This window comes from Sphingopyxis sp. GC21 (assembly GCF_025727575.1).
Taxonomy (GTDB): Bacteria; Pseudomonadota; Alphaproteobacteria; order Sphingomonadales; family Sphingomonadaceae; genus Sphingopyxis; species Sphingopyxis terrae_A.
Genome location: NZ_CP095845.1, coordinates 2,093,240 through 2,118,603, shown reverse-complemented (window position 1 = coordinate 2,118,603; position 25,364 = coordinate 2,093,240). Strand labels below are relative to the sequence as shown.

General features: G+C 65.8%; 28 protein-coding genes and 1 pseudogene. 18 read left to right on the top strand and 11 right to left on the bottom strand.

Translation table 11 applies throughout. The features are described from left to right. The first annotated feature begins 7 nt into the window (after positions 1-7). A complete protein-coding gene (gene secF, locus MU856_RS10230) occupies positions 8-994 on the top strand; it encodes a protein translocase subunit SecF (protein ID WP_186402381.1) in 987 nt (328 codons plus the stop codon). A 4-nt stretch (positions 995-998) separates the two neighbouring features. Here secF and MU856_RS10225 read toward each other — a convergent pair whose 3' ends face one another. After that, the gene (locus MU856_RS10225) at positions 999-2,165 is read right to left on the bottom strand and encodes a glycosyltransferase (RefSeq protein WP_263587481.1); all 1,167 of its coding nucleotides are present in this window, start codon (positions 2,163-2,165) and stop codon (positions 999-1,001) included. 18 nt (positions 2,166-2,183) lie between these two features. Then, positions 2,184-2,744 carry a helix-turn-helix domain-containing protein gene (locus MU856_RS10220; RefSeq protein WP_186402379.1) on the bottom strand — a complete coding sequence of 187 codons (561 nt, stop codon included), beginning with the start codon at positions 2,742-2,744 and terminating at the stop codon, positions 2,184-2,186. Positions 2,745-2,829: 85 nt separating this feature from the next. Here MU856_RS10220 and MU856_RS10215 point away from each other — a divergent pair. Both MU856_RS10215 and MU856_RS10210 read left to right on the top strand, forming a co-directional pair. Continuing rightward, positions 2,830-3,309, top strand: a pseudogene (locus MU856_RS10215) (DUF6456 domain-containing protein). A gap of 97 nt (positions 3,310-3,406) precedes the next feature. After that, positions 3,407-3,928 carry an FKBP-type peptidyl-prolyl cis-trans isomerase gene (locus tag MU856_RS10210; RefSeq protein WP_062902837.1) on the top strand — a complete coding sequence of 174 codons (522 nt, stop codon included), beginning with the start codon at positions 3,407-3,409 and terminating at the stop codon, positions 3,926-3,928. A 34-nt stretch (positions 3,929-3,962) separates the two neighbouring features. Here MU856_RS10210 and MU856_RS10205 read toward each other — a convergent pair whose 3' ends face one another. The 5 genes from MU856_RS10205 to pyrE form a co-directional block, all read right to left on the bottom strand. Then, positions 3,963-5,057: an AI-2E family transporter gene (locus MU856_RS10205; protein ID WP_234179842.1), complete on the bottom strand. Its 1,095-nt coding sequence runs from the start codon at positions 5,055-5,057 to the stop codon at positions 3,963-3,965. 25 nt (positions 5,058-5,082) lie between these two features. Next, entirely contained in the window at positions 5,083-5,940 is an 858-nt protein-coding gene (lepB, locus tag MU856_RS10200) for a signal peptidase I (protein ID WP_186402377.1), read from the bottom strand. 2 nt (positions 5,941-5,942) lie between these two features. After that, entirely contained in the window at positions 5,943-6,344 is a 402-nt protein-coding gene (gene acpS, locus MU856_RS10195; RefSeq protein WP_003050214.1) for a holo-ACP synthase, read from the bottom strand. Between the two features lie 121 nt (positions 6,345-6,465). Continuing rightward, the gene (locus MU856_RS10190) at positions 6,466-7,209 is read right to left on the bottom strand and encodes a pyridoxine 5'-phosphate synthase (protein ID WP_217372447.1); all 744 of its coding nucleotides are present in this window, start codon (positions 7,207-7,209) and stop codon (positions 6,466-6,468) included. Further along, positions 7,206-7,787, bottom strand: a complete 582-nt coding sequence (gene pyrE / locus MU856_RS10185; RefSeq protein WP_186402375.1) for an orotate phosphoribosyltransferase — start codon at positions 7,785-7,787, stop codon at positions 7,206-7,208. Before pyrE ends, MU856_RS10190 begins: the two co-directional genes overlap by 4 nt. 233 nt (positions 7,788-8,020) lie before the next feature. Between pyrE and coxB the strand changes: the two genes are divergently transcribed. The 10 genes from coxB to MU856_RS10135 all read left to right on the top strand — a co-directional run bounded on the left by coxB (position 8,021) and on the right by MU856_RS10135 (position 16,803). After that, positions 8,021-9,112, top strand: a complete 1,092-nt coding sequence (gene coxB, locus MU856_RS10180; protein ID WP_217372446.1) for a cytochrome c oxidase subunit II — start codon at positions 8,021-8,023, stop codon at positions 9,110-9,112. Between the two features lie 16 nt (positions 9,113-9,128). Beyond that, positions 9,129-10,796: a cytochrome c oxidase subunit I gene (ctaD, locus tag MU856_RS10175; RefSeq protein WP_003050220.1), complete on the top strand. Its 1,668-nt coding sequence runs from the start codon at positions 9,129-9,131 to the stop codon at positions 10,794-10,796. Positions 10,797-10,860: 64 nt separating this feature from the next. Then, the gene (locus MU856_RS10170; RefSeq protein ID WP_062902831.1) at positions 10,861-11,772 is read left to right on the top strand and encodes a heme o synthase; all 912 of its coding nucleotides are present in this window, start codon (positions 10,861-10,863) and stop codon (positions 11,770-11,772) included. After that, entirely contained in the window at positions 11,769-11,918 is a 150-nt protein-coding gene (locus tag MU856_RS10165) for a hypothetical protein (protein ID WP_162928272.1), read from the top strand. Before MU856_RS10170 ends, MU856_RS10165 begins: the two co-directional genes overlap by 4 nt. After that, entirely contained in the window at positions 11,915-12,481 is a 567-nt protein-coding gene (locus MU856_RS10160; RefSeq protein WP_003050226.1) for a cytochrome c oxidase assembly protein, read from the top strand. The genes MU856_RS10165 and MU856_RS10160 overlap by 4 nt, the downstream gene beginning before the upstream one ends. Positions 12,482-12,561: 80 nt before the next feature. Beyond that, entirely contained in the window at positions 12,562-13,437 is an 876-nt protein-coding gene (locus MU856_RS10155) for a cytochrome c oxidase subunit 3 (protein ID WP_003050228.1), read from the top strand. Between the two features lies 1 nt (position 13,438). Continuing rightward, entirely contained in the window at positions 13,439-13,840 is a 402-nt protein-coding gene (locus MU856_RS10150; protein WP_217372445.1) for a DUF983 domain-containing protein, read from the top strand. After that, positions 13,824-14,495: an SURF1 family protein gene (locus MU856_RS10145; RefSeq protein ID WP_263587480.1), complete on the top strand. Its 672-nt coding sequence runs from the start codon at positions 13,824-13,826 to the stop codon at positions 14,493-14,495. The genes MU856_RS10150 and MU856_RS10145 overlap by 17 nt, the downstream gene beginning before the upstream one ends. A gap of 27 nt (positions 14,496-14,522) precedes the next feature. Continuing rightward, complete coding sequence (thrC, locus tag MU856_RS10140; protein ID WP_186402371.1) at positions 14,523-15,920, top strand: threonine synthase; 1,398 nt, start codon at positions 14,523-14,525, stop codon at positions 15,918-15,920. A 4-nt stretch (positions 15,921-15,924) separates the two neighbouring features. Further along, entirely contained in the window at positions 15,925-16,803 is an 879-nt protein-coding gene (locus MU856_RS10135) for a class I SAM-dependent methyltransferase (protein WP_217373546.1), read from the top strand. A 31-nt stretch (positions 16,804-16,834) separates the two neighbouring features. On the opposite strand, the gene MU856_RS10130 is transcribed toward MU856_RS10135, so the two are convergent. Next, complete coding sequence (locus tag MU856_RS10130) at positions 16,835-17,839, bottom strand: sensor domain-containing diguanylate cyclase (RefSeq protein ID WP_003050239.1); 1,005 nt, start codon at positions 17,837-17,839, stop codon at positions 16,835-16,837. A gap of 205 nt (positions 17,840-18,044) precedes the next feature. Further along, positions 18,045-19,286: an MFS transporter gene (locus MU856_RS10125; RefSeq protein WP_263587479.1), complete on the bottom strand. Its 1,242-nt coding sequence runs from the start codon at positions 19,284-19,286 to the stop codon at positions 18,045-18,047. A 51-nt stretch (positions 19,287-19,337) separates the two neighbouring features. Here MU856_RS10125 and MU856_RS10120 point away from each other — a divergent pair, with 51 nt between their 5' ends. The 5 genes from MU856_RS10120 (at position 19,338) to MU856_RS10100 (ending at position 23,513) form a co-directional block, all read left to right on the top strand. Continuing rightward, positions 19,338-19,724, top strand: a complete 387-nt coding sequence (locus tag MU856_RS10120) for a hypothetical protein (RefSeq protein WP_202988324.1) — start codon at positions 19,338-19,340, stop codon at positions 19,722-19,724. A 77-nt stretch (positions 19,725-19,801) separates the two neighbouring features. Next, a complete protein-coding gene (locus MU856_RS10115; protein ID WP_062902825.1) occupies positions 19,802-20,104 on the top strand; it encodes a hypothetical protein in 303 nt (100 codons plus the stop codon). A 194-nt stretch (positions 20,105-20,298) separates the two neighbouring features. Continuing rightward, a complete protein-coding gene (gene guaB, locus MU856_RS10110; RefSeq protein WP_186402368.1) occupies positions 20,299-21,756 on the top strand; it encodes an IMP dehydrogenase in 1,458 nt (485 codons plus the stop codon). Positions 21,757-21,765: 9 nt separating this feature from the next. Further along, positions 21,766-22,956: an RsmB/NOP family class I SAM-dependent RNA methyltransferase gene (locus MU856_RS10105; RefSeq protein WP_263587478.1), complete on the top strand. Its 1,191-nt coding sequence runs from the start codon at positions 21,766-21,768 to the stop codon at positions 22,954-22,956. Positions 22,957-22,967: 11 nt separating this feature from the next. Then, a complete protein-coding gene (locus MU856_RS10100) occupies positions 22,968-23,513 on the top strand; it encodes a tetratricopeptide repeat protein (RefSeq protein WP_318153194.1) in 546 nt (181 codons plus the stop codon). A gap of 69 nt (positions 23,514-23,582) precedes the next feature. Here MU856_RS10100 and mtgA read toward each other — a convergent pair whose 3' ends face one another. Next, complete coding sequence (gene mtgA / locus MU856_RS10095; protein ID WP_062767853.1) at positions 23,583-24,290, bottom strand: monofunctional biosynthetic peptidoglycan transglycosylase; 708 nt, start codon at positions 24,288-24,290, stop codon at positions 23,583-23,585. Positions 24,291-24,388: 98 nt separating this feature from the next. Next, positions 24,389-25,291, bottom strand: coding sequence for an RNA polymerase sigma factor RpoH (gene rpoH, locus MU856_RS10090; protein ID WP_263587477.1), 903 nt, complete (start codon positions 25,289-25,291; stop codon positions 24,389-24,391). Between the last annotated feature and the right edge of the window lie 73 nt (positions 25,292-25,364).

The window sequence follows — 25,364 nt, the reverse complement described above, 5'->3', positions numbered from 1 at the left end:
CGATCCCATGCGTCTGCTGAAACTCGTCCCCGAAGACACCAACATCCATTTCCTCAAGTGGCGCAACATCGCCATGGGGATCAGCTTCCTGATGATCGTCGCATCGATCGCGCTCGTCGCGGTGCGCGGGCTGAACCTTGGCGTCGATTTCGTCGGCGGCCAGTCGGTGCGCGTCGAATTTTCGGGCACCATGCCCAAGATCGACGAGATCCGCGAAAAAGTTAACGACATAGGCCTCGGCGAAGCCACGATTCAGCAATTCGGATCCGATCAGGCGGTGGCGATCCGTACCGCGCTGCCCGAAGGCGACAAGGCGGCCGCCGACCGGGCCGGCAAGCAGCTTGTTGACGGAATTCACAAGGCCTTCCCGACCGCCAAGACCGGATCGGTCGAAACGGTGTCGGGCAAGGTTTCGGGCGAGTTGCTGCGTACCGGCGTGCTCAGTCTCGCGCTCGCGATGATCGCGATTTCGATCTATATCTGGATCCGCTTCGAATGGCAGTTCGGGGTGGGCGCGCTGTTCGCGCTGTTCCACGACGTCATGCTGACCTTCGGTTTCTTCGCGCTGACGCAGATGCAGTTCGACCTCAACATCGTGGCCGCGCTGCTGACGATCATCGGCTATTCGCTCAACGATACGATCGTGGTCTATGACCGCATCCGCGAAAATCTGAAGAAATATCGCAAGATGGAGATCATCCCGCTGCTCGACCTCAGCATCAACGAGACGCTGGCGCGCACGGTGATGACGAGCTTCACGATGCTGATCGCGCTCGCGGTGCTGCTGTGGGTCGGGCCGGACGTGATCTTCGGCTTTACCGCTGCAATGCTGCTCGGCATTTTCGTCGGCACCTATTCGTCGATCTACATGTCGGCGCCGATTCTGGTGTGGCTGAAGGTCGGTCCCGACAGTTTCGTCCCGCGGACCAGCGCCGCGACGCAGGGCGCCGAACGCGTGACCAGCAAAGAGGACGACGACGGCGCGGTCGTCTGATCGCTCAGCGGCCCGCGCAGCGACGGAGATGCTCCGCGAGCTCGCGGCCGTTGCGGTCCCAGTTGAAGCGGTCAGCAAGGCTCGCCGCGACCGCATCCGGCGCGGCGGGCGCCGCCAATAGCGTGCGCACCGCATCGGCGATCGCCGCTGGTGTGCGCTCGACGATTCGCCCTGCCGCTGGCGAGGTCACGAGTTCGGCCGCGCCGCCGGCATCGCTGATGACGATCGGGGTGCCGCAGGCGAGCGCCTCGACCCACGCATTGGCAAGCCCCTCGCTGACCGACGGCATCACCACGGCATCGACCGCGCGATAGAGCTGCGGCAAGTCGGCGTTGGCGACGGGCCCCATCAGGTGAACCCGGTCGGCGACGCCGATCCGCTGCGCCAGTGCGCGATATCGCGCTTCCTCCTCGCCCGCACCCGCCAGCCAGTAATGGACGCCCGGCAGGGCAGGCAGCGCTTCGATGACGAGCGCCTGGCCCTTGCGGGGGATCAGCGCGCCGACGGTCGCGATGGCGGGCGCGTCCCCCATGCCGAGCGCCGCCCGGGCGGCAGGGCGGTCGCCGGGGTGAAAGCGCATGGTGTCGATGCCCGTATAGTGGACCATCGTCTTGCCCGCATCGATACCGATCGCCGCCATGTCACCGCGCATCGCCTCCGACACGGCAAGCAATCCGGCGGCGCGTTCGGCGGCGGCGAGCAGTTGCGGGCGGGTCGCCGGATCGTGGCCGAAATGGCTGATGTCGGCGCCGCGTGCCTTGACCGAAAAGGGAGTACCGAGGGCGTCCGCGATATTCATTGCGGCGGGGCCGTCGGGATAGAAGAATTGGGCATCGACGACGTCGAAGCTGCCTTGCTGCGCAATCGGCAGCACGGCGCGCGCGATGGCCGCCGGATTGCGCGCTGCGCCGAATTTCGGAATCAGCGTGAAGCGCGGCCGATGGACGATGAGGCCCCGCCACGCCTCGCGCTGTGGCAATCCGCGCAGCGCCCGATATCGTGGATGGAGCGAAAGCGGGAAGGGCGGAAGGCCGATGGGGGCGACGATGGTCAGCATGACGCCCGGCTGCGCGGCGAGCGCAAGCAGGCTCTTTTCGACGAAAAGGCCGAAATTGGGGCGCGCCGCATCTGGAAAGAGCGTGGCGACCGACAGAATGCGGAGGGGCTTCATGTCCGCCTCATCGCGCCATCAAAGCGTCCGGATGAGGCGGACCGCGACCGCGGCCCATGGCGGGTTGCTTACCACCTGCTGGCGCTGACCGGCTCCAAGCGGCAGCAGGTGCAGCTTTTCGCGATCGACGTTGAGCAGCCGCGCAAAAATGTAACGCCCCGCGGGGCGCGGCACGAGCAGGTCGCGGTTGAGCGCGCTGGTCCAGTCGCCCTCGACCTTGCGGCACCATATCTCGTCGCCCGCGCGATAGTCGCCGATCGATGAGGTGACGCGCATCGCGATCATGTCCTCGGTCGGACGCGCGGTCAGCGCCTGTTCGACGCGCGTCGGCGCGTGGGCGCCATCGGCGCCGAGCAGCGCGGTAATCGCAAGCTGGGTATCCTGCGGCAGCTGGACGAGATCGGCAGCATCGACGCCGAGCGCCTTGGCGATGCGGTTCATCCAGCCGAGCGACAGGGTGCGCGTTCCCGTTTCGAGGCGCCCGATCGTCTGGGCGGTCGTCGGCGGGTCGCAGCGCTGCGCAACCTCTTCGAGCGTTAGTCCCTTGGCGCGGCGCACGGCGCGGATGCTGTTGATCAAGACGAACCTCCGATAACCAAATCGGTTTTTTCTTTCCTGCAAAATATTCCAATGTCAAGCCGGCACTCCCAGCCAGGAGAATCGCATGACGACGCGCCATTTCGTAACCCGCCTGCATCCCGATCGGGTTGATCCCGGCAAGGCGGGGCCGCAGGTGATGCGGCATGTCACCGTCAATGTCGCGGAAAGTCCGCTGACATGGCTCGCGGCGCGCGGGATGGTCTCGGACGCGCAGTATCGCGCCCGCGAGCGGCTGCGGACCGGTTATGAGCGGGCAGGGCTGGCGGGACGGGGGACGATGCGCTGGGACGCCGCGCCGCCGTCGAAAAGCCGCGGTGGTGCCCGGGCCACCGATGCCTCGCTGCCGCGCATCGACGCGCATCGGCGCTTCCACGCCGCGGTGGAGCATGTCGGGCCGGGGTTGGCCGACATCTGCTGAGGCGTGATTTGTGCGGGCGAGGGGATCGGCGGCGCCGAAAAGGCGCTGGGGTGGCCATCGCGATCGGGAAAGCTGGTTTTGACGCTGGCGCTCGACCGGCTGGTGCGCTTCTATGGAACCGGCTGAGCGGGGCGGCGCAACTTCTCGCTGGACCCTCGCGCACCGCACCGCCTATAGGCTTCGCCGATGTTTTCGCCCGAACGGGCAGGGGAAGGACAAGAGCATGAGCGTAACGACGGTTCCATTGCGCCCGGTGAGCAAGGGCGGGCTGTGGCTGCTGTGGATCGGCCTGATCGCGCTGCTGGGCATCGGCGTCGCGTTCGCCCTGACGCACACGCCGCGGATCGGCTTCGAGGTCGTCAAGGAAGGCAGCGGCCCGAGCCCGACCAAGGCCGACATCGTCCTCATCAAATATGAAGGCAAGCTCGACGACGGCACCGTGTTCGATTCGAACGAGCAGGCGCCGCTCCAGGTATCGCAGGTCGTCCCCGGCTTTGCCGATGCGCTGACCCGCATGAAAAAGGGCGGCAAGTACAAGGTCGTGATTCCGCCGGCGCTGGGCTATGGCGACCGCGCCGCCGGGCCGATCCCCGCGAACAGCACCTTGCACTTCGACATCGAGCTGATCGACTTCCGCAGCGAAGCCGAAGTGCGCGCGATGCAGCAGATGATGCAGCAGCAACAGATGATGCAGGGCGCCCCCGGCGGCGCACCCGGAGCGTCGGGCGCCGCGCCGCAGCCCTGATCGGGATTTTCCGTTTTTAAGACGCGGCGGTGAGCTAGGCGCTCGCCGCCGCGTTTTTCTTGGGGGCGGCTTTCTTGGGGGCGGCGCTCGCGTTCCGCTCGGCCTCGCGCTCCAGTGCGACCTTGATCATCGCGACGATCGGGTCGGCGAGGAACAGCCCCATGATACCGAGCAAGGTGCCGAGCAGGATCTGCGCGCCGAGGACGAGCGCCGGGGCGAGGTCGACGGTCTGCTTCGCGACCATCGGGACGATGAGATAGCCGTCGACGGTCTGCACGAAGAAATAGATGCCGATCGCCCAAAGGCCGGTGTCGGTGCCCGCCGAAAAGCCCACGAGGACGAGCAGCACCCCCGACACGATCGCACCGATGTTGGGGATGAAGGCAAGCAGGCCGGTGAGCAGCCCCATGAGCGCCGCCATCGGTATCCCCACCGCCATGCAAGCAAGCCAGGTGCCGACACCCTCGACCGCCATGCCGAGCAGCCGTCCCGCCATCAGGCGGCGCAGCGTGAAGGCCATGCGCGCGGTCGTCACGTAGAAATCGTCGCGGTTCTTCATCGGCAGCAGCCAGGCGATGCCGCGTTCATAGAGTCGCGGTTCGATCGCAATGAAGATGCCGAGTACGACGACCATGACGAGGCTGGTGAGTGCGCCGAGCACCGACCCGACCGCTGCGGTAACGCGCCCGACGGTGCCTGCGAGATTCTCGGTGATCGTCTTGGTGTCGATGTCGATCGTGCCCATGCCATGCTCGCTCGCCCAATTGGCGGCGCGCTCGACCTGGCTCATGATCACCTTTTGCAGTGTCGCCGCCTGATCGGCGATCTGCGAGCCTGCGAACATCGCGGTCCAGGCAAGAAATGCAACGAGCGACAGGCAGATGATCAGCAGGCGCCAGCCGCGTCCTATCGGCAGCACGCGGCCAAGGAGGCGGGTGCCGCCATCGAGCATCGCCGCCATCACGATCCCGGCAAAGATAAGCAGAATGGGCTGGATCAGGATGACGCAGACGCCGACGAGCAGCGCGACGCCGAGCCAAACGCCGGCCTTGAGCAGTTCGGTACGAACGAGCTGGCTGCGGATCTCGGTCGGGCCGGGGGCTTCGATCCGCGTTTCCTTGTCGGCCATCGCTTCGCTTCCCCGCTATTGCGCCTCAGTTCTCGCTGGCCTGACGCTCCGGCCGGAGATTGGTTCCGGCGCGGCCGGGGCGCAGCGCCTCGAACCAGCTCAGCGGGTTATACCATTCGGCGGTACCGTCGGTCGAAAAGCTGATGATCTCGGCCCGGCCGGCAATCGCGTCGAAAGGCACCGGGCCGCCAAGCCCCTTGCGGTCGACCGGCACGCGGCTGTCGGCACTGCCGTCGCGATTGTCGCCCATCAGGAACAGGTGGTCGGCGGGCACCGTGATCGGCCCGTAATCATCGGTCAGATAGCCTGGCCCCATGTCGATCGTGTCGAAGGTCGCTCCGCCGGGCAGCGTCTCGCGCACGATCGGCAATTCGAGCACCGCCTTGCCGGCCGCGTCGCGGGTGACGAAGCGGCCGAGGCTGCTGTCCGAACCCGGCATATTGGCATCGACAGGCACCGACAGCATCGGCCGCACCTCGCGCTTGATCGGCTTGCCGTTGATGATCAGCGCGCCGCCACGCAGTTCGATCGTGTCGCCGGGCAGGCCGATGACGCGCTTGATATAATCGACGCGCGTCACGGGATGTTCGAGCACGACGATGTCGCCGCGTTCGGGCAGCTTGCCGAACCAGCGCCCCGGCTTCTTGGGTGCGAGGTGAAAGCTGACCGAGGCGTAGGACCAGCCATAGGGATATTTGCTGACGATCAGCCGGTCGCCGTTGCGCAGGATCGGCATCATCGAATCGGACGGGATGTAAAAGGGCTTGGCAACGCAGCTATGGATGCCGAGCACCAGGATCAGGATCACGACGATGTCGCGCAGCAGTTTGAGCATGCTGCCTTCGTCCGCGGCCTTGTTCTTTGCCGTCTTGTTCTTTGCCATGGTCAATCCTTGATGGCTTCGATGATTACGAAGGCCTGCGCCCAGGGATGGTCATCGGTGAGCGTGAGGTGGATGCGCGCGCTATGGCCGTCGGGCAGCATCGCGGCGAGCCGCTCCGCGGCGCCGCCGGTGAGGGCCAGTGTCGGTGCGCCCGAAGGGGCATTGACGACGCCGATGTCCTTCATGAACACGCCGCGTTTGAAGCCGGTGCCGACGGCCTTGGAGAAAGCCTCCTTAGCGGCGAAGCGCTTCGCATAGGTGCCGGCGCGGGTGAAGGGCCGCCGGGCCGCCTTGGCCCGCTCGACTTCGGTGAAAACGCGCAGTTCGAAACGCTCGCCGAAACGGTCGAGCGAAGCCTGAATGCGTTCGATGCTGCAGAGATCGGAGCCCAGGCCGATGATCATGACGACCCCAAAAGGCCGTCATTGCGTGGAGCCGAAGGCGACGCCGCAATCTCCAGCCATCGGCCTCGCGCAAGGCGGAGGGCTGGAGATTGCTTCGCTTCGCTCGCAATGACGAAATTCTTCATCCGCGCGCCTCGTCCATCAGGTCGCGCATGCGGCGCACCGCGGGTTCGAGCCCGGTGAAGATAGCCTCGCCGATCAGATAATGGCCGATGTTGAGCTCGGCGAGTTGCGGGATGGCAGCGACAGGGATGACATTGTCATAAGTCAGGCCATGGCCGGCGTGCGGCTCGATCCCGTTCTTCCACGCCAGTGCGGCGGCGTCGGCGAGGCGGCGGAGTTCGGCGGCGCGTTCCTCGCCCTCCACATGCGCATAGCGGCCGGTGTGGAATTCGACGACGGGGGCCTTCAGCCGCATCGCCGCCTCGATCTGGCGCGCGTCGGGTTCGATGAACAGGCTGACGCGGATTCCCGCGTCGGACAGGCGCGCCACGATCGGGGCAAGATGGTTGTGCTGGCCGGCGGCGTCGAGCCCGCCCTCGGTCGTGCGCTCCTCGCGCTTTTCGGGTACGATGCAGGCGGCGTGCGGCGCATGGCGCAGCGCAATCGCCAGCATCTCGTCGGTCGCCGCCATTTCGAGGTTGAGCGGCAGGTCGGTCGCGGCCTGGATGCGGGCGAGGTCATCATCGCGGATGTGGCGGCGGTCTTCGCGCAGATGCGCGGTGATGCCGTCGCCGCCGACCGACGCGACGATTTCGGCCGCGCGCACCGGATCGGGATGGTCGCCGCCGCGCGCGTTGCGGATCGTCGCGACATGGTCGATGTTGACGCCCAGGCGTAGCCGCCGAGGGGAGGACGCGCTCAATTCGCGCGGCTCCCCGGCTTCACTGCGGGAGTCGCAGCGAGTTCGGGCGGCAGTTCGTCTTCGGCATAGGTCGGAAAATTGATCGCGACGAGCGGGTAGAAGGGAACGCCGAGGTCGACGCTGCCTGCCGAACGATCGACGAGGGCGGCTTCGGCGATCACGTCGCCACCCGCAGCACGGACCGCCTCCATCGCTTCGCGCGACGACAGGCCGGTGGTTACGACATCCTCGACCATCAGGATTTTGGCGCCGGCCGGGATCGCGAAGCCGCGGCGCAATTCGAATGTGCCGGTCGGCCGTTCGACGAAGATCGCGGACTTGCCGAGCGCGCGGCCCATTTCATGGCCGATGATGACGCCGCCCATTGCGGGCGAAACGACCATGTCGATCGCCGCGCGCAGGTCGCGCGGCAGCTTGGCGGCGAGGGCGATCGCCAGCCGTCCGGCGCGTTCGGTGTCCATCAACACCCGTGCGCATTGCAGATAATATTCGCTGTGACGCCCCGAAGAGAGCAGGAAATGCCCCTGCAGCAGCGCCTCTGCGGCACGGAACTCGGCCAGAATTTCGTCGTCGGTCATGGGAGGTTCGGTCTTTTGTCCATCAAGTCGCCCGCGTCGGATGAGCGGGTTTCGGGCACGAAGATTATCGTGCTGCAAAATAGTGTTAGAGATGCTTGAGGCAAGCGGCAAGCGGGTCTATAGCCCCGGCGAGTTTCAGCCTGTTCGCGGGCTGTCCGGGCCTGTGCCCGGCTGCCGAGACGGAGAGGTTGGGGGATCGAGAACAGCAACAGGCAACGGGCGGCACTATCCTTATGAAGAGCTTGAAAACCCTTGTAATTGCGGCGGCTTTGTCGCTCGGCACCGTGGGCGCGGTGCAGGCGCAGGCCCCGGCGGCAGCTCCCGCTGCGGCGCCGGCCGCGACGACGAACGCGACTCCGGCCGCGGCGACCAGCGATGCGGCGGCTCCCGCCGGCAACAAGGCTGCGGTACCGGCCGGCGATGCGACCTATGTGCCGATGAAGCCGACCGCAGGCATCGGTCAGCCGGTCGAGGGCGGATGGAACTTCCAGGAGCAGGAAAGCCCGATCGGCAAGCGCGCTTACTGGTTCAACCATTATATGCTGCTGCCCGTCATCACCTTCATCTCGCTGCTGGTGCTCGGTCTGCTGCTGTGGGTCGTCGTGCGCTACCGCGCGTCGGCCAATCCGGTGCCGTCGAAGACGACGCACAACACCTTCATAGAAATCATCTGGACCGCGATCCCGGTCCTTATCCTTGCGGTGATCGCGGTTCCGTCGATCCGCCTGCTCGCGGCGCAATATGAGCCGCCGAAGAAGGATGCGCTGACGATCAAGGTCACCGGCTATCAATGGTATTGGGGCTATGCCTATCCCGACCAGGGTATCGGCGAATATGTCTCGAAGATGCTGCCCGAAGACAAGGCCGTCGCCGCCGGCGAGCCTTATCACCTCGCGGTGGACAATCGCATGGTCGTCCCCGTCGGCAAGCAGGTGAAGCTGATCATCACCGGCGCGGACGTGATCCACAGCTTCGCGGTTCCCGCGCTGTGGACCAAGATGGACGCGGTTCCGGGCCGCGCCAACGAAACGACGTTCACCGTCGACAAGCCCGGCGTCTATTACGGCCAGTGTTCGGAACTGTGCGGTGTTGACCACGGCTTCATGCCGATCGCGGTCGAAGCGCTGCCGATGGACAAGTGGAAGGCGTGGGTCCGCTCGAAGGGCGGCAATCCCGACGGCGCCCAGGCCGCCGCTGCGGCAGCGCCCGCTGCCGCCGCTCCGGCCCCGACCGGCCCGATTCCGGCGACGACTGTCCCCGCCGCCGACACGACCACAGCGGCTCCGGCTGCGGCGCCCGCCGCCGCACCGGCCGCCAAGAATTAATCAGGGGGTCCGACAGATGACCGATATCGCAGCGACTGCACCGGCGCATGGCCACGACCACGCGCACGACCACGACCATGACACGCCCAGCTTCTTTGTCCGCTGGTTCATGTCGACGAACCACAAGGACATCGGCACGCTCTACCTGATCTTCGCGATCATCGCCGGCATCGTCGGCGGTGCGCTTTCGGGGATGATGCGTCTCGAACTCGCCGAACCCGGCATCCAGTATCTTCCGGGCTGGGCGCATATGCTCGGCGGCGCGGCGGACGCGACCGCGGGCAAGCATTTCTGGAACGTCATGATCACCGCGCACGGCCTGATCATGGTCTTCTTCATGGTCATGCCCGCGATGATCGGCGGCTTCGGCAACTGGTTCGTGCCATTGATGATCGGTGCGCCGGACATGGCCTTCCCGCGCATGAACAACGTGTCCTTCTGGCTGACGGCGGTTGCGTTCGTCATGCTGTGCGGCTCGATGTTCGTTCCCGGCGGCAGCGGCCTCGGCGCCGGCACCGGCTGGACCGTCTATGCCCCGCTGTCGACCAGCGGGTCGGTCGGCCCGGCGGTCGACATGGCGATCTTCTCGCTCCATCTTGCGGGTGCGGCATCGATCCTCGGTGCGATCAACTTCATCACCACGATCTTCAACATGCGTGCACCGGGCATGACCCTGCACAAGATGCCGCTGTTCGTCTGGTCGGTGCTCGTCACCGCCTTCCTGCTGTTGCTCGCGCTTCCGGTCCTCGCCGCCGCGATCACCATGCTGCTGACCGACCGTAACTTCGGCACCACCTTCTATGACGCCACGGGCGGCGGCGATCCGCTGCTCTATCAGCACCTCTTCTGGTTCTTCGGCCACCCCGAAGTATACATTATGATCCTGCCGGGCTTCGGCATCGTCAGCCAGATCATCTCGACCTTCAGCCGCAAGCCGGTGTTCGGCTATCTTGGCATGGCCTACGCCATGGTCGCGATCGGTGTCGTCGGCTTCATCGTGTGGGCGCACCACATGTTCACCGTCGGCATGAGCGTGAACCTGAAGATGTACTTCACCGCCGCGACGATGGTCATCGCGGTCCCGACCGGCATCAAGATCTTTTCGTGGATCGCGACTATGTGGGGCGGTTCGATCAGCTTCAAGACCCCGATGGTCTGGGCGATCGGCTTCATCTTCATGTTCACCGTGGGCGGCGTGACCGGCGTCGTGCTCGCCAATGGCGGCGTCGACACCAACCTGCACGACACCTATTATGTCGTCGCGCACTTCCACTATGTGTTGTCGCTCGGCGCGGTCTTCTCGCTGTTCGCGGGCTTCTATTACTGGTTCCCGAAGATGTCGGGCCGGATGTACAACGAGTTCCTCGGACAGTTGCACTTCTGGATCTTCTTCATCGGCGTGAACGTCCTGTTCTTCCCCCAGCACTTCCTGGGCCAGCAGGGCATGCCGCGCCGCTATCCCGACTATGCGGAAGCCTTCGCCTATTGGCACTATATCTCGTCGTTCGGCTATGTGATCATGGCCGTGGGCATGATCTTCTTCTTCGTGAACATCGCCTGGTCGCTGTTCGCGGGCAAGAAGGCCGCCGACAACCCGTGGGGCGAAGGTGCGACGACGCTGGAATGGACGCTGTCGAGCCCGCCGCCGTTCCACCAGTTCAACGAACTGCCGCGTATCGCCTGATTGCGCTGCGCCCCCTGCTAATAGCCTTGGCAGGGGGCGTCCCGCTTTCCGGCCTGGAGTTAGCATGGCGCAGAGCCTGACCCACGGCGAGATGTCGCTTCCCGCAGATTGGCGCGACCTGTTCGCGCTGACCAAGCCGCGCGTGATGTCGCTCGTCGTCTTTACCGCGCTGTGCGGTTTGCTCGCGGCACCGGGCAGCGTTCATCCGGTACTTGCCTTTTCGTCGATCCTCGCGATCGCGCTCGGGGCAGGCGCATCGGGGGCGCTCAACCAATGGTATGAAGCGACGATCGACGCGAAAATGAAGCGGACGGCGAACCGCCCGCTGCCCGCCGGTCGTCTCGACCGCCAGACGGCGTTGCAGTTTGGCGTCGGACTCGCTGCCTTTTCGGTCTTCCTCATGCTGTTCGCCGCCAATTGGCAGGCGGCGGTACTGCTGACCGTCTCGATCCTATTCTACGTCTTCATCTACACAATGTGGCTCAAGCCGCGGACGCCGCAGAATATCGTGATTGGCGGCGCGGCGGGGGCATTCCCGCCGCTGATCGGCTGGGTCGCGGCGACGGGCAGCGTCGCACCACTGCCGATCGCGCTGTTCCTGCTGATCTTCCTCTGGACCCCGCCGCATTTCTGGGCGCTCGCGCTGTTCGTGCGCTCGGACTATGCCGCAGCGGGAATTCCGATGATGCCGGTGGTCGCAGGCGAGCGCGCGACGCGCCGCCAGATTCTGTTCTATGCCATCGTGATGGCAGCGGCGGCGATCGCGCCGTGGCCGCTCGGCTACACGGGCGCGCTCTATGGCTGGACGGCGACGATCCTGTCGGCGCTGTTCGTGCTGCTGTCGGCGCAGGTCGGCTTGCGCAGTGCGGGCGCGGACGACCGGATGCAGCCCGAAAAGCGCCTCTTCGCCTTTTCCATCGCCTATCTCTTCATCCTCTTCGGCGCGGTGGTCGCCGATCACTGGTTGCCGCTATGACCGACGAAAATCCGCAACAGCCGTTCGACGAAGCCGAATATCGCCGCCGCCAGCGCGTGCGCGCCAACCTGATGGGCTGGATCCTCGGCGGGCTCGCTTTCCTCTTTTTCTTCATTACGATGGCGCGCATGGTGGTGCCGACATGACGGACGAAGCGACACGCCGGAAAAATGGCCGCACCGCGGCGCTCGCGGCCTTGCTCGCGGCAGCGATGGTCGGGCTGGGTTTCGCGGCGGTGCCGCTCTACAATCTTTTCTGCCGCGTCACCGGCTTTGGCGGCACGACGCAGCGTTACGACCCGGTCGCCGCGGCCGAGACGCCGAAGGTGCTGAGCGACACCGTCTCGGTGCGCTTCGATGCCAATGTATCGCCCAAGCTGCCGTGGAAATTCTATCCCGAACATCCCACCGATACGGTCAGCATCGGCGCGCGCGACATGGCGATCTTCATCGCGCAGAATAATTCGCCGCACCCGATCACCGGCACCGCGACCTTCAACGTGACGCCCGACCAGGCGGGGAAATATTTTACCAAGATCCAGTGCTTCTGCTTCACCCAGCAGACGCTGAAGCCGGGCGAACAGATCCGCATGCCGGTGCTGTTCTTCGTCGATCCCAAGATCAAGGACGATCCCGACGCGCGCGACATTCAGGAAATCACCCTCAGTTACACCTTCTACCCAGTGGACGAGGGCAAAAAGGCGAGCTAAGGCCGCAACCAATAGAGTCTTACCAAGGACCGGCAGATGATGGGGATCATCGCGCTGGGGCAAAAAACGGGAACTGTGACATGGCCGGTGCCAAACATCATGATTATCACCTCGTAAATCCCAGCGTCTGGCCGCTTTTCGGCTCGGTCGCCGCGCTGGTGATGTTCTTCGGCCTCGTCATGGCGATGCACGCCGACCATTTCGGCGGTGCCGGCAAATGGGTGCTGGGTCTCGGTTTCATGGGTGTGATCGCCACCTTCTTCAGCTGGTGGGGCGAGGTCATCAAGGAAGCGCATGCCGGCGATCATACGCCGGTCGTTCAGCTGCACCTGCGCTATGGCATGATCCTGTTCATCGCATCGGAAGTCATGTTCTTCGTCGGCTGGTTCTGGGCCTGGTTCGATTTCTCGCTGTTCCCGGCGCCGGTCGAGATCGTCGACGGTGCGGTGACCTCGCTGTTCGGGCAGGAAGGCGCCGTTGCCGCGTCGATCTGGCCGCCGAAGGGCATCCATGTCATCGACGCCTTCTCGCTGCCGCTGCTCAACACGCTGATCCTGCTCTGCTCGGGCACGACGATCACCTGGGCGCACCATGCGCTGATCCACGGCGATCGCGAAGGGCTCAAGAAGGGTCTGTGGCTGACCATCATCCTCGGCCTGACCTTCAGCTGCATTCAGGCTTATGAATATGCCGAAGCGCCGTTCCCCTTCGGCACGATCAACTATACCTCGGCCTTTTTCATGGCGACCGGCTTCCACGGTTTCCACGTTCTCGTCGGCACGATCTTCCTGATCGTGAACCTCGTCCGCGTCTACAAGGGCCATTTCACGCCGACGCAGCACTTCGGTTTCGAAGCCGCTGCCTGGTATTGGCACTTCGTCGACGTGGTGTGGCTGTTCCTCTTCATCATCGTCTATGTCTGGGGTGGCTGGGGCGCACCGGTCGCCGCGCACTAAATTGCCGGACAGCGAACAGCATCAAAAGGGGCAGCCGCCGGTCTGGCGCGCTGCCCTTTTCGGTCTCTGCCCCGAATGCGGCGCGCCGACGCTGTTCGACGGGCCGACCAAATTCGCGCCGCGCTGCCGCGCCTGCGGACTGGACTATTCGACCTATAATGTCGGCGACGGGCCGGCGGCGTTTCTGACCATGATCATCGGTGCGCTGATCGTTGCCGCGGCGATCGCCGTCGATTTCGCATTCGAGCCGCCGCTGTGGGTGCATGTGCTGTTGTGGGTGCCGATAACGGCCGCCGCAGTCATCTACGGCCTGCGGGTTGGCAAGGCCGCGCTGCTCGCGAGCGAGCATCAGCGCAAGGCGGCGGAAGGGCGCCTGGTGGACCGGCATGACGACGACGCCTGACGCTCCTTCGCCCGGCGAAGCCGCCGCGCCGCCGCCGCGCGGCTGGCCGGTGATTCCGACGATCCTGGTTCTGGCCGCCGTGGCGACGATGATCGCGCTCGGCATCTGGCAGTTGCAGCGCAAGGGAGAGAAGGAAGCGCTGATCGCGCTTTACGAGCGCAACGGGGCGATGTCGGCGACGGTGACTTATCCGAAGCTGCCGCCGGTTCCCGACGCGATGCTCTATCGCAAAAGCAGCGTTATCTGTCTCGAACCGGTGCGCTGGGATCCGCGCAGCGGCACCGATCGCGAGGGCGGAGGCGGTATTCGCATGATTGCGGATTGTCGCACCGGCGCCGAGGGGCCGGGGGTGCTGGTCGACATCGGTATCGCCGACGATTTCACGCCGCCCAAATGGGCGGGCGGCGCGGTTCAGGGCACGATCGTACCGGGGCCCGAGCAGCCGAGCCTGATCGAGCGGCTGACCGGCCGTGCGGTGCCGGCGCGCGCGATGCTGGTCGCCGACCAGCCCGCCGTGGGACTACGGCCCAGTGCGGTGCCATCGGCGGCGGACATGCCCAACAACCATCTCGCTTACGCCGTGCAATGGTTCCTGTTCGCGGCGATCGCGCTAATTATCTATATCATCGCGGTGCGCCGCCGCTTGCAGCGGTGACGGTGCGCCGCTAGGCGCTTTTCCGTCATGGACTATATCAGCACCCGCGGCTCCGCGCCGACCCTCGACTTCCGTGCCGCTACCCTCGCCGGCCTTGCGAGCGACGGGGGACTCTACCTCCCCGCCGCCTGGCCGCAGATGTCGGCGCAGGATATTCGCGCGCTCGCGGGGCTCGACTATGCCGAAACCGCGGTGCGCGTGATGATGCCTTTCGTCGCCGGCGTGCTCGACGAGGCCGAACTGCGCGAATTGTGCCAGGCCGCCTACGGCCGCTTCAGTCATGATGCGGTGACGCCGCTCGTCCAGCTTGACCATCGCCACTGGCTGCTCGAGCTGTTTCACGGTCCGACCCTGGCTTTCAAGGATGTCGCGCTGCAACTGCTCGGTCAGCTGTTCGAAAAATTCCTGAGCGGCGGCGATACCGATCTGACCATCGTCGGCGCAACGTCGGGCGATACGGGATCGGCGGCGATCGAGGCGGTCGCTGGGCGCGAGCATATCCGTATCTTCATGCTCCACCCCGAAGGGCGGGTCAGCGACGTGCAGCGCCGCCAGATGACGACCGTGCTGGCGCCCAACGTCCACAACATCGCGATCGACGGCAGCTTCGACGACGCGCAGGCGATGGTGAAGCGGCTGTTCGGCGATGCCGAGGCGCGCAGCGCGCTGACGCTGTCGGCGGTCAACAGCATCAACTGGGCACGGCTGATGGCACAGGTGGTCTATTATTTCTATGCCGCGGTCCGCCTCGGCGCCCCCGACCGCGCGATCGCGTTCAGCGTGCCGACGGGCAATTTCGGTGACGTGTTCGCAGGCTATGTCGCGGCGCGCATGGGGCTGCCGGTGGCGCAGCTGGTCGTCGCTACCAACGTCAACGACATCTTGCACCGCGCCCTGTCGAGTGGCGATTACAGCGCGGGCAGCGTGACCGCGACCGCGACGCCGTCGATGGACATTCAGGTGAGCAGCAATTTCGAGCGGCTGCTCTTCGACCTCGCGGGTCGCGACGGGGCTGCGATCGATGCGATGATGGCCGAATTTGACCGCAGCCGAGCGATGACGATTCCCGAGGATATGCTTGCCGGCGCCCGCGACCTGTTTTCGAGCGCGCGCATCGATGCCGATGGCATGACGCTGGCGCTGCGCTGGGCGCAGGAACATGGGGGGCAGATCATTGATCCGCATAGCGCCGTCGGGCTGGCCGCGGCGCGCGCGCTCGATATCGATGCCGACGTTCCGGTGGTGACGCTCGCGACTGCGCATCCCGCCAAATTCCGCGATGCGGTCGAACGCGCGACAGGCGTTCGTCCGGCGCTGCCGACCCGCCTCGGCAATCTGTTCGACCGCGAGGAGCGCTATGAAAAGTTGCCCGGCGACTATGACGCGGTAAAGGCCCATATCCTGCGCGAGGCGGCCCGTGGCTGATCTGCTGCCGCTCGCGACGCTCGTCGGCGAGGGGTGGGACGATTACGGGCTGCTCGACAGCGGCGGCGGGCGCAAGCTTGAACGCTACGGCTCCTATCGTTTCATCCGTCCCGAACCGCAGGCGATGTGGCAACCTGCGTTGGCCGAAAGCGAGTGGGATGCCGCCGACGGCGAATTCATCCCCGCATCCGACGAAGATGGCGGCGGCCGCTGGTATTTCCATCGCCCCGTGCCGGCCGAAGGGTGGCCGCTGGCTTGGCGCGAAGCGCGCTTCACCGCGTCCTGCACCCCGTTCCGCCATCTCGGCTTTTTCCCGGACATGGCGCCGGTGTGGGACTGGCTGCGCGGCTGCGTCGCCGACAAGGCCGATCCCGCGTTCCTGAATCTGTTCGGCTATACCGGTGTCGGCAGCCAGGCGCTCGCCGCGGCGGGCGCGGCGGTCACGCATGTCGATGCGTCGAAGAAATCGGTGGCGCAGGCGCGCGACAATGCCGCACTCGCGGGCATGAGCGACCGGCCGATCCGCTGGATCGTCGACGATGCCGGCAAGTTCACCGCGCGCGAGGTGCGGCGCGAGCGGCGCTACGATGCGATCCTGCTCGATCCGCCGAAGTTCGGACGCGGTCCCGGCGGCGAACGCTGGCAGATCGAGGAGGGGCTGGCGCCCTTGCTCGCCGATTGCCGCCAGCTCCTCGATGCCGACAGCCGCGCCCTGTTCCTCACCGTTTATGCGGTGCGCATGTCGGCGCTGGCGATCGGCGAACTGCTGGCGCAGATTTTCGCCGATTTGCCGGGCAAGGTCGAATGTGGCGAGCTTGCGGTGCGCGAAGAGGCGCGGGGGCTGCTGCTGCCCACCGCGATTTTCGCGCGCTGGAGTCGCTGACTCTCGATTGGTGATCGATGGGCAGGGGGCCTCAGATCCCCGCCAGCTCGATCCGGTTGCGGCCGCTTTCCTTGGCGCGGTAGAGCGCGTCGTCGGCGGCTTTCAGCGCGTCGCGCGCATTATTGTAACCGAAAACGTCGGCGACCCCGCCCGAGAAGGTGATCTGGCCGAAGGGCTCGTCGGTCTTGCGGTTGATAAGGCGGCGGCCCGCGAGCTGTTCGCGTGCCTCGTCGAGACGTGCGGCGGCTTCGCTGGGCGGCAGGCCGCGGAACAGCATGACGAATTCCTCGCCGCCGTGGCGTGCGACGTGGCAATGGTCGTTCGAGATATGCGCCAGCGTATCGGCGATCAGCTTTATGACGCGGTCGCCCGCCTCATGGCCGTGGGTGTCGTTGACCAGCTTGAAATTGTCGATGTCGCAAAAGGCAACACTCAGCGGCTCGCAGCTCGCGCGCGCTTCTTCATAATGGCGCTCGAGCAGCACCTCGAAGGCGCGGCGGTTCGGCAGGCCGGTCAGATAGTCGACCTCGGCGTCGCGCTTGGCGCGGGCGAGGCTGCGGCGCAGCGATTTCGCTTCATCCTCGCTGCGGCGCATTTCTTCTTCGGCATGGCGCGTGCGGTCGAGCATGGCCTTGGCGAGATCGGCGAGATGGGTGACGAGTTCGCCCGTGACCTGCACCTGCTGAAGGTCGGTCACATGTTTTTCGAGCTTGACGCCATAATCGCTCGTCGCGTTGCGCGCGGCCTTGGTGTTGGTCTGGAAAGTATCGAGGTTGGTTTCGAGGCGGGTGACGAGGCGATCGAGTTCGGCGCGGTCGGGCTGGATCGGTTCCTGCTGCGCCAGTTCGTCCAGCCACTGCTGGGTGATTCCGTCGGCGGTCTGCGATCGCGTCGCGATCTGCCGCGCAAGCCTCGGATTGATCCCCGAAAAGGCACTGTGCGCGATCAGGAGATTGGCCGCCGATACATCGAGATCATGGTCGAGCAGGAAGGAAGCGATCGCGCCGACGAGCTGCTGACGGGCTTCCGTCACCATGTCGCGCGGGGTACGCCCCCCGGGCGATGCCGCGTCTCCTGCCTGGGCGCCGGTTTTTCCGTGGCGGAGCCCCAGCCAACCAAGGAGCCGCCCTACCGGCTCGTTCGATGATGTAGCATGTGTGGTCATACCCGCTTTAACGGGCGCCGGCGTCGGCCTTTAAGGTGGCGCGGCGCGTCTTTTGTACCGGTACGGACAAAAAATTTCAGGGGATCACGCGGCCGTCATCGCGGCGCGGCATCGGGGCGATGAGCGGGAGCAAAAGACCGGTAAAAGTCAGCCATCCGGCAGCGGTGAAAAGTGCCGTCGGCAGGTCGGTGAGATCGGCGAGCGTCCCGAGCAGCCAGGCGCCGAGCGCCATCGCGCCGAAGGTTACCGCCTGATAGATCGACAGGCAGCGGCCCAAAATCTCTTCGGGCGAGCGGAGCTGCATGGCGACGTTGAGCGTGGTCAGCGTCGAAACCCAGGCCGCGCCGGCGACGAAGGCGGTCGCCAGCAGCGGCGGCAGCGTCAGCGCCGTGGCGGCGGGTATCATCGCGGCGGCAAAGACCAATGACGCAATGCTGACGACGCGGTCGCTGCCCCAGCGTTTCCGCGCTTCGCCGACCCAGAGCGCCGCGAAGATCGATCCTGCGCCGAACGCGGCGAGGCAGAGGCCGTAGATGATCTCGGTTCCGTGCAGCCGATCGCGAACGAGCGAGGGCAGCAGCGCCGAAAAGGCAGCGCCGGCGATGCCGAAGGCAAAGCCGCGCGTCAGCACGCGGCGCAGCGGGCTGGAGCGGGCGCAATAGCCGATGCCGATCGCGATCGCGCCCAATATGGGGGTGCGCCGCGGCGGCGTGACTTCGGGGTGCCAGCGCAGCAGGACGACGATCAGCGCCAGATAACTGAGCGCATTGATCCCGAAGGCCGTGGCGGGGCCGGTCAGCGAGATGAGCAAGCCGCCAAGCGCCGGGCCGGCGCTGCGCGCGAGGTTGAAGGCGACGCTGTTGAGCGTGATCGCCTGCGGCAGATCCTTCGGCCCGACCTGCAATCGCACCGATGCCTGCCACGCGGGGCCGTTGAGCGCGGTACCGCAACCGACCGCGAGCGTGAAGCCGAGCAGCAGCAGCGGCGTCAACTCCCCCATCCAGGCCGTGACGGTCAGCGCCGCCGACACGATCAGCATCGCGCTTTGCGCCGCCAGCATGATCCGGCGGCGATCGAAATTGTCCGCGATTGCCCCGGCAAAGACGCCGAGCAGCATGATCGGGATCGTCGCGCTCGCCTGCACCAGCGCGATGAGCAGATGCGAGCCGGTGAGCTCGGTCATCAGCCAGGCGGCGCCGACCGACTGGATCATCGATCCGATATTGGACGCCAGATTGGCGATCCAGATCGCGCGAAACGCAGGATAGCGAAAAGGCGCGAAGGGAGAGGATGCCCGGGGTGTCGTTGGCGCGTTCACCCCTCCGCGCTAGCTTTTGCGGCCGCGAGACGCAATATGGAGGCGATGCGGATGTTCGATTCCGACCTGCGCCACCGCGTTGGCGTCTTTCTGGCGTGGCTGGCGCTCGTTGCGCTCGGCGCGGGCGGCCTCGTGCGTGATGCCTCGGCGCCGGCGCGGCTGGTCGATCAAACCGCCGCCGCCATCGCGGGAGCGCCCTATGATGGCGGGCATCCTTTCGTCCGTGCCGGCGGCCTTACGCTCAGCGCGCATTATCGCGCCGGCGAGGACGACCGGCATCCGGTAGGCGGCGATCTCGCCAAGCTGTCAGCCGCGCCGCCGGCATTGCCCGCCGTCGGGCTATTCCGGCCCGACTTCGGCCGGGTCGCCGCCGGCTGGACGCGCAGTGCTGCTGCTACGCCCTATTCGGCGCGCGCACCGCCGATGATTGCCATCTGATCGACGGGCCGTGCGCGACCGTGCGCCGGCCGATCCTTGCCCCCTGTGCGGAGGGCGATCATCGATGGAATTTGAACATGACCGAACCAATTGCCGCCGGGCCTCCGCTCGGCGCCGACGCGCTGCGCGCCGAGGACATATTTCGCCGTTATCCCGATGTGTCCGAAGAGGAAGTCGCGCACGCGCTCGCCTTTCTCAAGACGGGACGTCATCTTGAGGTCGGACGCGTCACCGGAACCCCCGATCTGCGCGCCAATGTCGCGGCCTTTCGCGCCCGGCACGGTGCGAAGCTCACATTGGGCGTTGCCGACTATCTGAAGTTCGCGGTCGGCGTGACGCTGTTTATCGGCGGGCTCTTCCTCGTGCTCGGGCGCTGGTAGGGGCAGGGCGGCGGGAGTGCGGACAGTTGGCCGCAAACCCGCCGCCCTTTCGCGCCGCGAACCGGCGCAAATATTCCTGCGCCGCCCACTGGCGCGCCGGGAATTGACTGGTTACATGGGCCGCCACCGAACGAATCGCGTGTGCCGCCCGCCGCCGCGGGGTCAGGCGACGCCCGCACCAGAAAGTGGCACCCATGGAAATTTTCACCGGCCTGACCTTCGACGATGTGCTGCTGGTGCCGGGCCCCTCGGACATTCTGCCCTCCGACGCCAATCTGTCGACCCGGCTGACCAGCGAGATCAGCCTCAACATTCCGATCCTGTCGTCGGCGATGGACACGGTTACCGAGGCCGACATGGCCATCCTGATGGCGCAGATCGGCGGGATCGGCGTCCTCCACCGCAATCTCACCATCGAAGAACAGGCCGCGGCGGTGCGCCAGGTGAAGCGCTTTGAAAGCGGGATGATCGTCAATCCGATCACTATCACGCCCGACGCGCCGCTGTCCTACGCCACCGCGCTGATGGCGCAGCACCGCATTTCGGGGATTCCGGTGGTCGAGACCGGCGGGAAGCTGGTCGGCATCCTCACCCACCGCGACGTGCGCTTTGCCGATAATCCGGGCCAGCCGGTGCGCGAATTGATGACCGCGGAGAATCTGGCGACGGTCCGCGCGGGCGTCAGCCAGGAAGAGGCGCGCAAGCTGCTCCACCAGCGCCGCATCGAAAAGCTGCTCGTGGTCGATGAAGATTATCGCTGCATCGGCCTCATCACCGTCAAGGATATGGAAAAGGCGGTCAACTTCCCCGACGCGACCAAGGACGAGAGCGGCCGGCTGCGCGTTGCCGCCGCGACTAACACCGGCGACACCGGGGTCGAACGGGCCGAGGCGCTACTCGATGCCGAATGCGATCTGATCGTCGTCGATACCGCGCATGGTCACAGCAAGATGGTTGGCGCGACGGTCGAGAAGATCAAGAAGCTGTCGAACCGGGTCCAGGTGCTGGCGGGCAATGTCGCGACCGGCGAAGCGACGCGGGCGCTGATCGACGCCGGCGCCGACGGGGTGAAGGTCGGCATTGGACCGGGATCGATCTGCACGACGCGGATCGTCGCCGGGGTCGGCGTCCCGCAGCTCACCGCGATCCTCGACAGCGTCGAAGTTGCCGCCAAGCATGGCGTTCCGGTCATCGCCGATGGCGGTCTGCGTACCTCGGGCGACATCGCCAAGGCGCTGGCGGCCGGGGCGTCGAGCGTCATGGTCGGATCGCTGCTCGCCGGGACGGCCGAGGCGCCGGGCGAAACCTTCCTTTACCAAGGACGCACCTACAAGAGCTACCGCGGCATGGGCAGCGTCGGGGCGATGGCACGCGGCAGCGCCGACCGCTATTTCCAGCAGGACATCAAGGACCAGATGAAGCTGGTTCCCGAAGGCATCGAAGGCCAGGTACCGTTCAAAGGCGCGGCGAAAGATGTCATCCACCAGCTCGTCGGCGGCGTGAAGGCGGCGATGGGGTATACGGGCAGCCGCACGCTGCCCGATTTCCGCGAGCGCGCCAAATTCGTGCGCATCACCAATGCGGGCCTGCGCGAAAGCCATGTCCATGATGTGTCGATCACGCGCGAGGCGCCGAATTATCCGGCGGGCTGAGGCCACCGCATGACCCCCGCCGCCCGCGTCCAGACCGCGATCGAGATTCTCGATACCATCGCTGCCGCGGCGCGCGAGGGCGGGGCGCCCGCCGACGCGCTGTTCGCCGAGGCGATGCGGGCACGGCGCTATGCGGGATCGAAGGACCGGCGCGCGATCCGCGGTCACGTCTATGACGCGATCCGCGCGGTGCGGTCGGTGCCGGCGTCGGGGCGCGCGGCAATGCTCGCGCTCGCCGACCGTGATCCGGCGCTCGCAGCGCTGTTCGACGGATCGCCTTACGGGCCCGCGCCGATAGGCAGCGACGAGCCGCGCGCCGAAACCGGCATCTCCGCGTCGGCGCTCGCCGAATTGTTCGATCCGCTGATCGAGAGCGCCGAAGAGGGGGCGATGCTCGAGCGCGCACCGCTCGACTTGCGCGCCAACCGCCTGAAGGCGTCGCGCGACGGGCTTGCCGAACTTTTCCCCGAGGGGCGCGCGATCGAGGGTGCGCCCGACGGCTGGCGCCTGCCGCCTGAAACCGCGGCGATCCAGCATCCCGCCCATGAAAACGGCGCATTCGAGGTGCAGGATGCCGCGAGCCAATATGCCGCCGCAGCGCTGGGTGCCGCTGCGGGCGCGCGCATCGTCGATCTGTGCGCCGGGGGCGGCGGCAAGACGCTCGCCATCGCCTCGCTGACCGGCGATGCCGCCGACATATTGGCGTGCGACGTCAATCGCGCGCGGCTCCAGCAATTGCCGCCCCGTGCGGAGCGGGCGGGGGCAACGCGCATCGAGACGCGCCTGCTCGATCCGGGGAAGGAATCGGCGATGCTCGCCGACTGGCGCAGCAAGGCGACGCATGTTTTCGTCGACGCGCCCTGTTCGGGCAGCGGCACCTGGCGGCGCAGTCCCGAACTGCGCTGGCGGCTGACGCCGGCGCGGCTCGAGCGTCATCTGGCCGATCAGGCGAACCTGCTCGCCATCGGTGCCGATATGGTGGCGCCGGGCGGTAAACTCCTTTATGCTGTGTGCTCAATCATCGCGCGCGAGGGGCGGGCACAGGTGCAAGCGTTTCTGGACCTACGTCGGGGCTGGACCGCCGACAGCGGGTATTTGCCGGATGGCATCGCGCGCGCCGCGGGCGCGGGCTATCTGTTCACCCCGGCGCACGACCGATGCGACGGCTTTTTCCTCGCACGGCTGACCGCGCCATGTTAGCGTCGCCGCAAATGAAGCGATGGGAGAATGCGATGCGCATCAGTTTACTGGCCCTTGGCGCCGGTCTCGTTCTGGCCAGCCTGCCTGTAGCCTCCGATGCGCAGCGTGCCGACAATGATATCCTGCCCCAGTCCGTCGCGCTGATGAACCAGGGCCAGGCGGCGCAAGCGAAGGGCGATCTCGACGCCGCAATCGACGCCTATGAATCGGCGCTCGCCGCCGACCCGCGCAACCGTTCGGCGATCGTCGCGCTGGCGCAGGTCGCGCGCGCTCAGGGCCTGCCGGGCAAGGCCATCGGTCTTTATCGCGAAGCGCTGCTGCTCGAACCCAACGACATCGCCGCGCTGGCGGGGCAGGGCGAAGCGCTCGCCGACAAGGGCGCGATCGAACTGGCGCGCGAAAAGCTCGCCGACGTGCAGCGGCTGTGCAAGGATAAATGCCCGCAGGTCGCGGCGCTCGAAAAGGCAATCGCCAATGGCGACACGAAGCGCGTCGTCGCGGCAGAGGCGATCACGCCCAAACCCGTCGTCGCGACCGTGACTCCCAGCCAAAACTGAGGCAGCCAAAACTGAGGCAGCCAAAACTGAGGCAGCCAGGACTGAAGGCGGCGCGCCGCTTGTGCTGTCCTATTTATAGATGCACGCGTCCAGACCATCGCGTCGGACCTGACCGATGCGCGCCGCGATCATATTGCCGTAACGGCGTGTGAACCCCGACGGACTGATCGCCTCGCGCTTCTTGGGGAGCGGCAGGATCGCGGCAATGCGCGCGGCCTCGGCCGGGCTGAGGCGGTTCGCGCCATGGTTGAAATAGCGCCGAGCGCCCGCTTCGACGCCATAAGTGCCGATCCCCGTCTCGGCGACGTTCAGATAGACTTCCATGATCCGCCGTTTGCTCCAGAAGGTTTCGATCAGGAAGGTGAACCAAACTTCCGGCACCTTGCGCAGATAGCGGGTCCAGCCGCTGCCCTGCCACAGAAAGACGTTCTTTGCCGTCTGCTGGCTGATCGTCGACCCGCCGCGCAGCCGCTTGCCCTTGGCATTCCGCTCGATCGCATCTTCGATGGCTTCGGTGTCGAAGCCGTTGTGGGTGCAGAATTTTCCATCCTCGGCGGCGATGGCGGCGCGGACCATGTTGCGGTCGATCGCCGAAAGGCTCGTCCAGTCCTTGGTGATGCCGTTGCTGTCGGCGAGCATGGTGAAGGTGACGGGCGGCGGCACCACCGCATAGACGAGCACCCACGCCGCCGACCCTATGGCGAACCACAGCAGCCATTTGAAGGGGCGCAGATACCAAGGGAGCGTGCGCTTTCTTGCGCGGGATCGGGATGCCATGCCGGGCAAATTAACCGCTCGCGCGCCTGAGGCAAGCGCGCGATCGGAACAAGACCGCTAACCTCGCTCCCAACCGGGGTGGGCGCGAGGCTTAGCGTTCAGGCGCCGATAAGGCGGCGTTCACCGGCAAGCTTGAGCATCGCCTTTTGCAGCTTTTCGAAGGCACGCACCTCGATCTGGCGGACGCGTTCGCGGCTGACGTCATAGACCTGGCTCAGATCCTCGAGCGTTTTCGGGTCGTCAGTCAGGCGCCGTTCGGTCAGGATGTGACGTTCGCGCTCGTTGAGCGTTGCGAGCGCTTCGGTGAGCAGCTCGTGCCGCACGTCGCGTTCTTCGGCCTCGGCCACGCGCTCGTCCTGAAGCGGTCCTTCGTCGCCGAGCAGGTCCTGCCACTGGCTGTCGCCATCCTCGCCCATCGGCACGTTGAGCGACGTGTCGCCGCCCATCGCCATGCGGCGGTTCATGCTGACCACCTCATCCTCGGTGACGCCCAGATCCTTTGCGATCTTGGCGACGTTTTCGGGGCTGAGATCGCCGTCCTCGAACGCTTCGAGATTATTCTTCATCCGGCGCAGGTTGAAGAACAGCTTCTTCTGGGCCGCGGTAGTGCCCATCTTCACTAGGCTCCACGAGCGCAGGATGAATTCCTGGATCGAGGCGCGGATCCACCACATCGCATAGGTGGCGAGGCGGAAGCCGCGTTCGGGGTCGAATTTCTTCACGCCCTGCATCAGCCCGATATTGCCTTCGCTGATCAGTTCGCTGACCGGCAGGCCATAGCCGCGATAGCCCATCGCGATCTTAGCGACGAGACGCAGGTGCGAGGTGACGAGCTGCGCCGCAGCTTCATTGTCGCCATGCTCCTGAAAACGCTTGGCGAGCATATATTCCTGCTCGGGCGTCAGAAGCGGAAATTTGCGGATTTCGGCCAGATAGCGGTTCAGGCTCGCCTCACCGCCGAGCGCGGGCACCACTGCCGGAACATTGCTTTTGTTAGCCATGGAGAGTGTCTTCCCTAAAACCTGAAAATATCCTGCCGCAATTGCCTTTCGCGGTCAAAATAGATTTTCATTC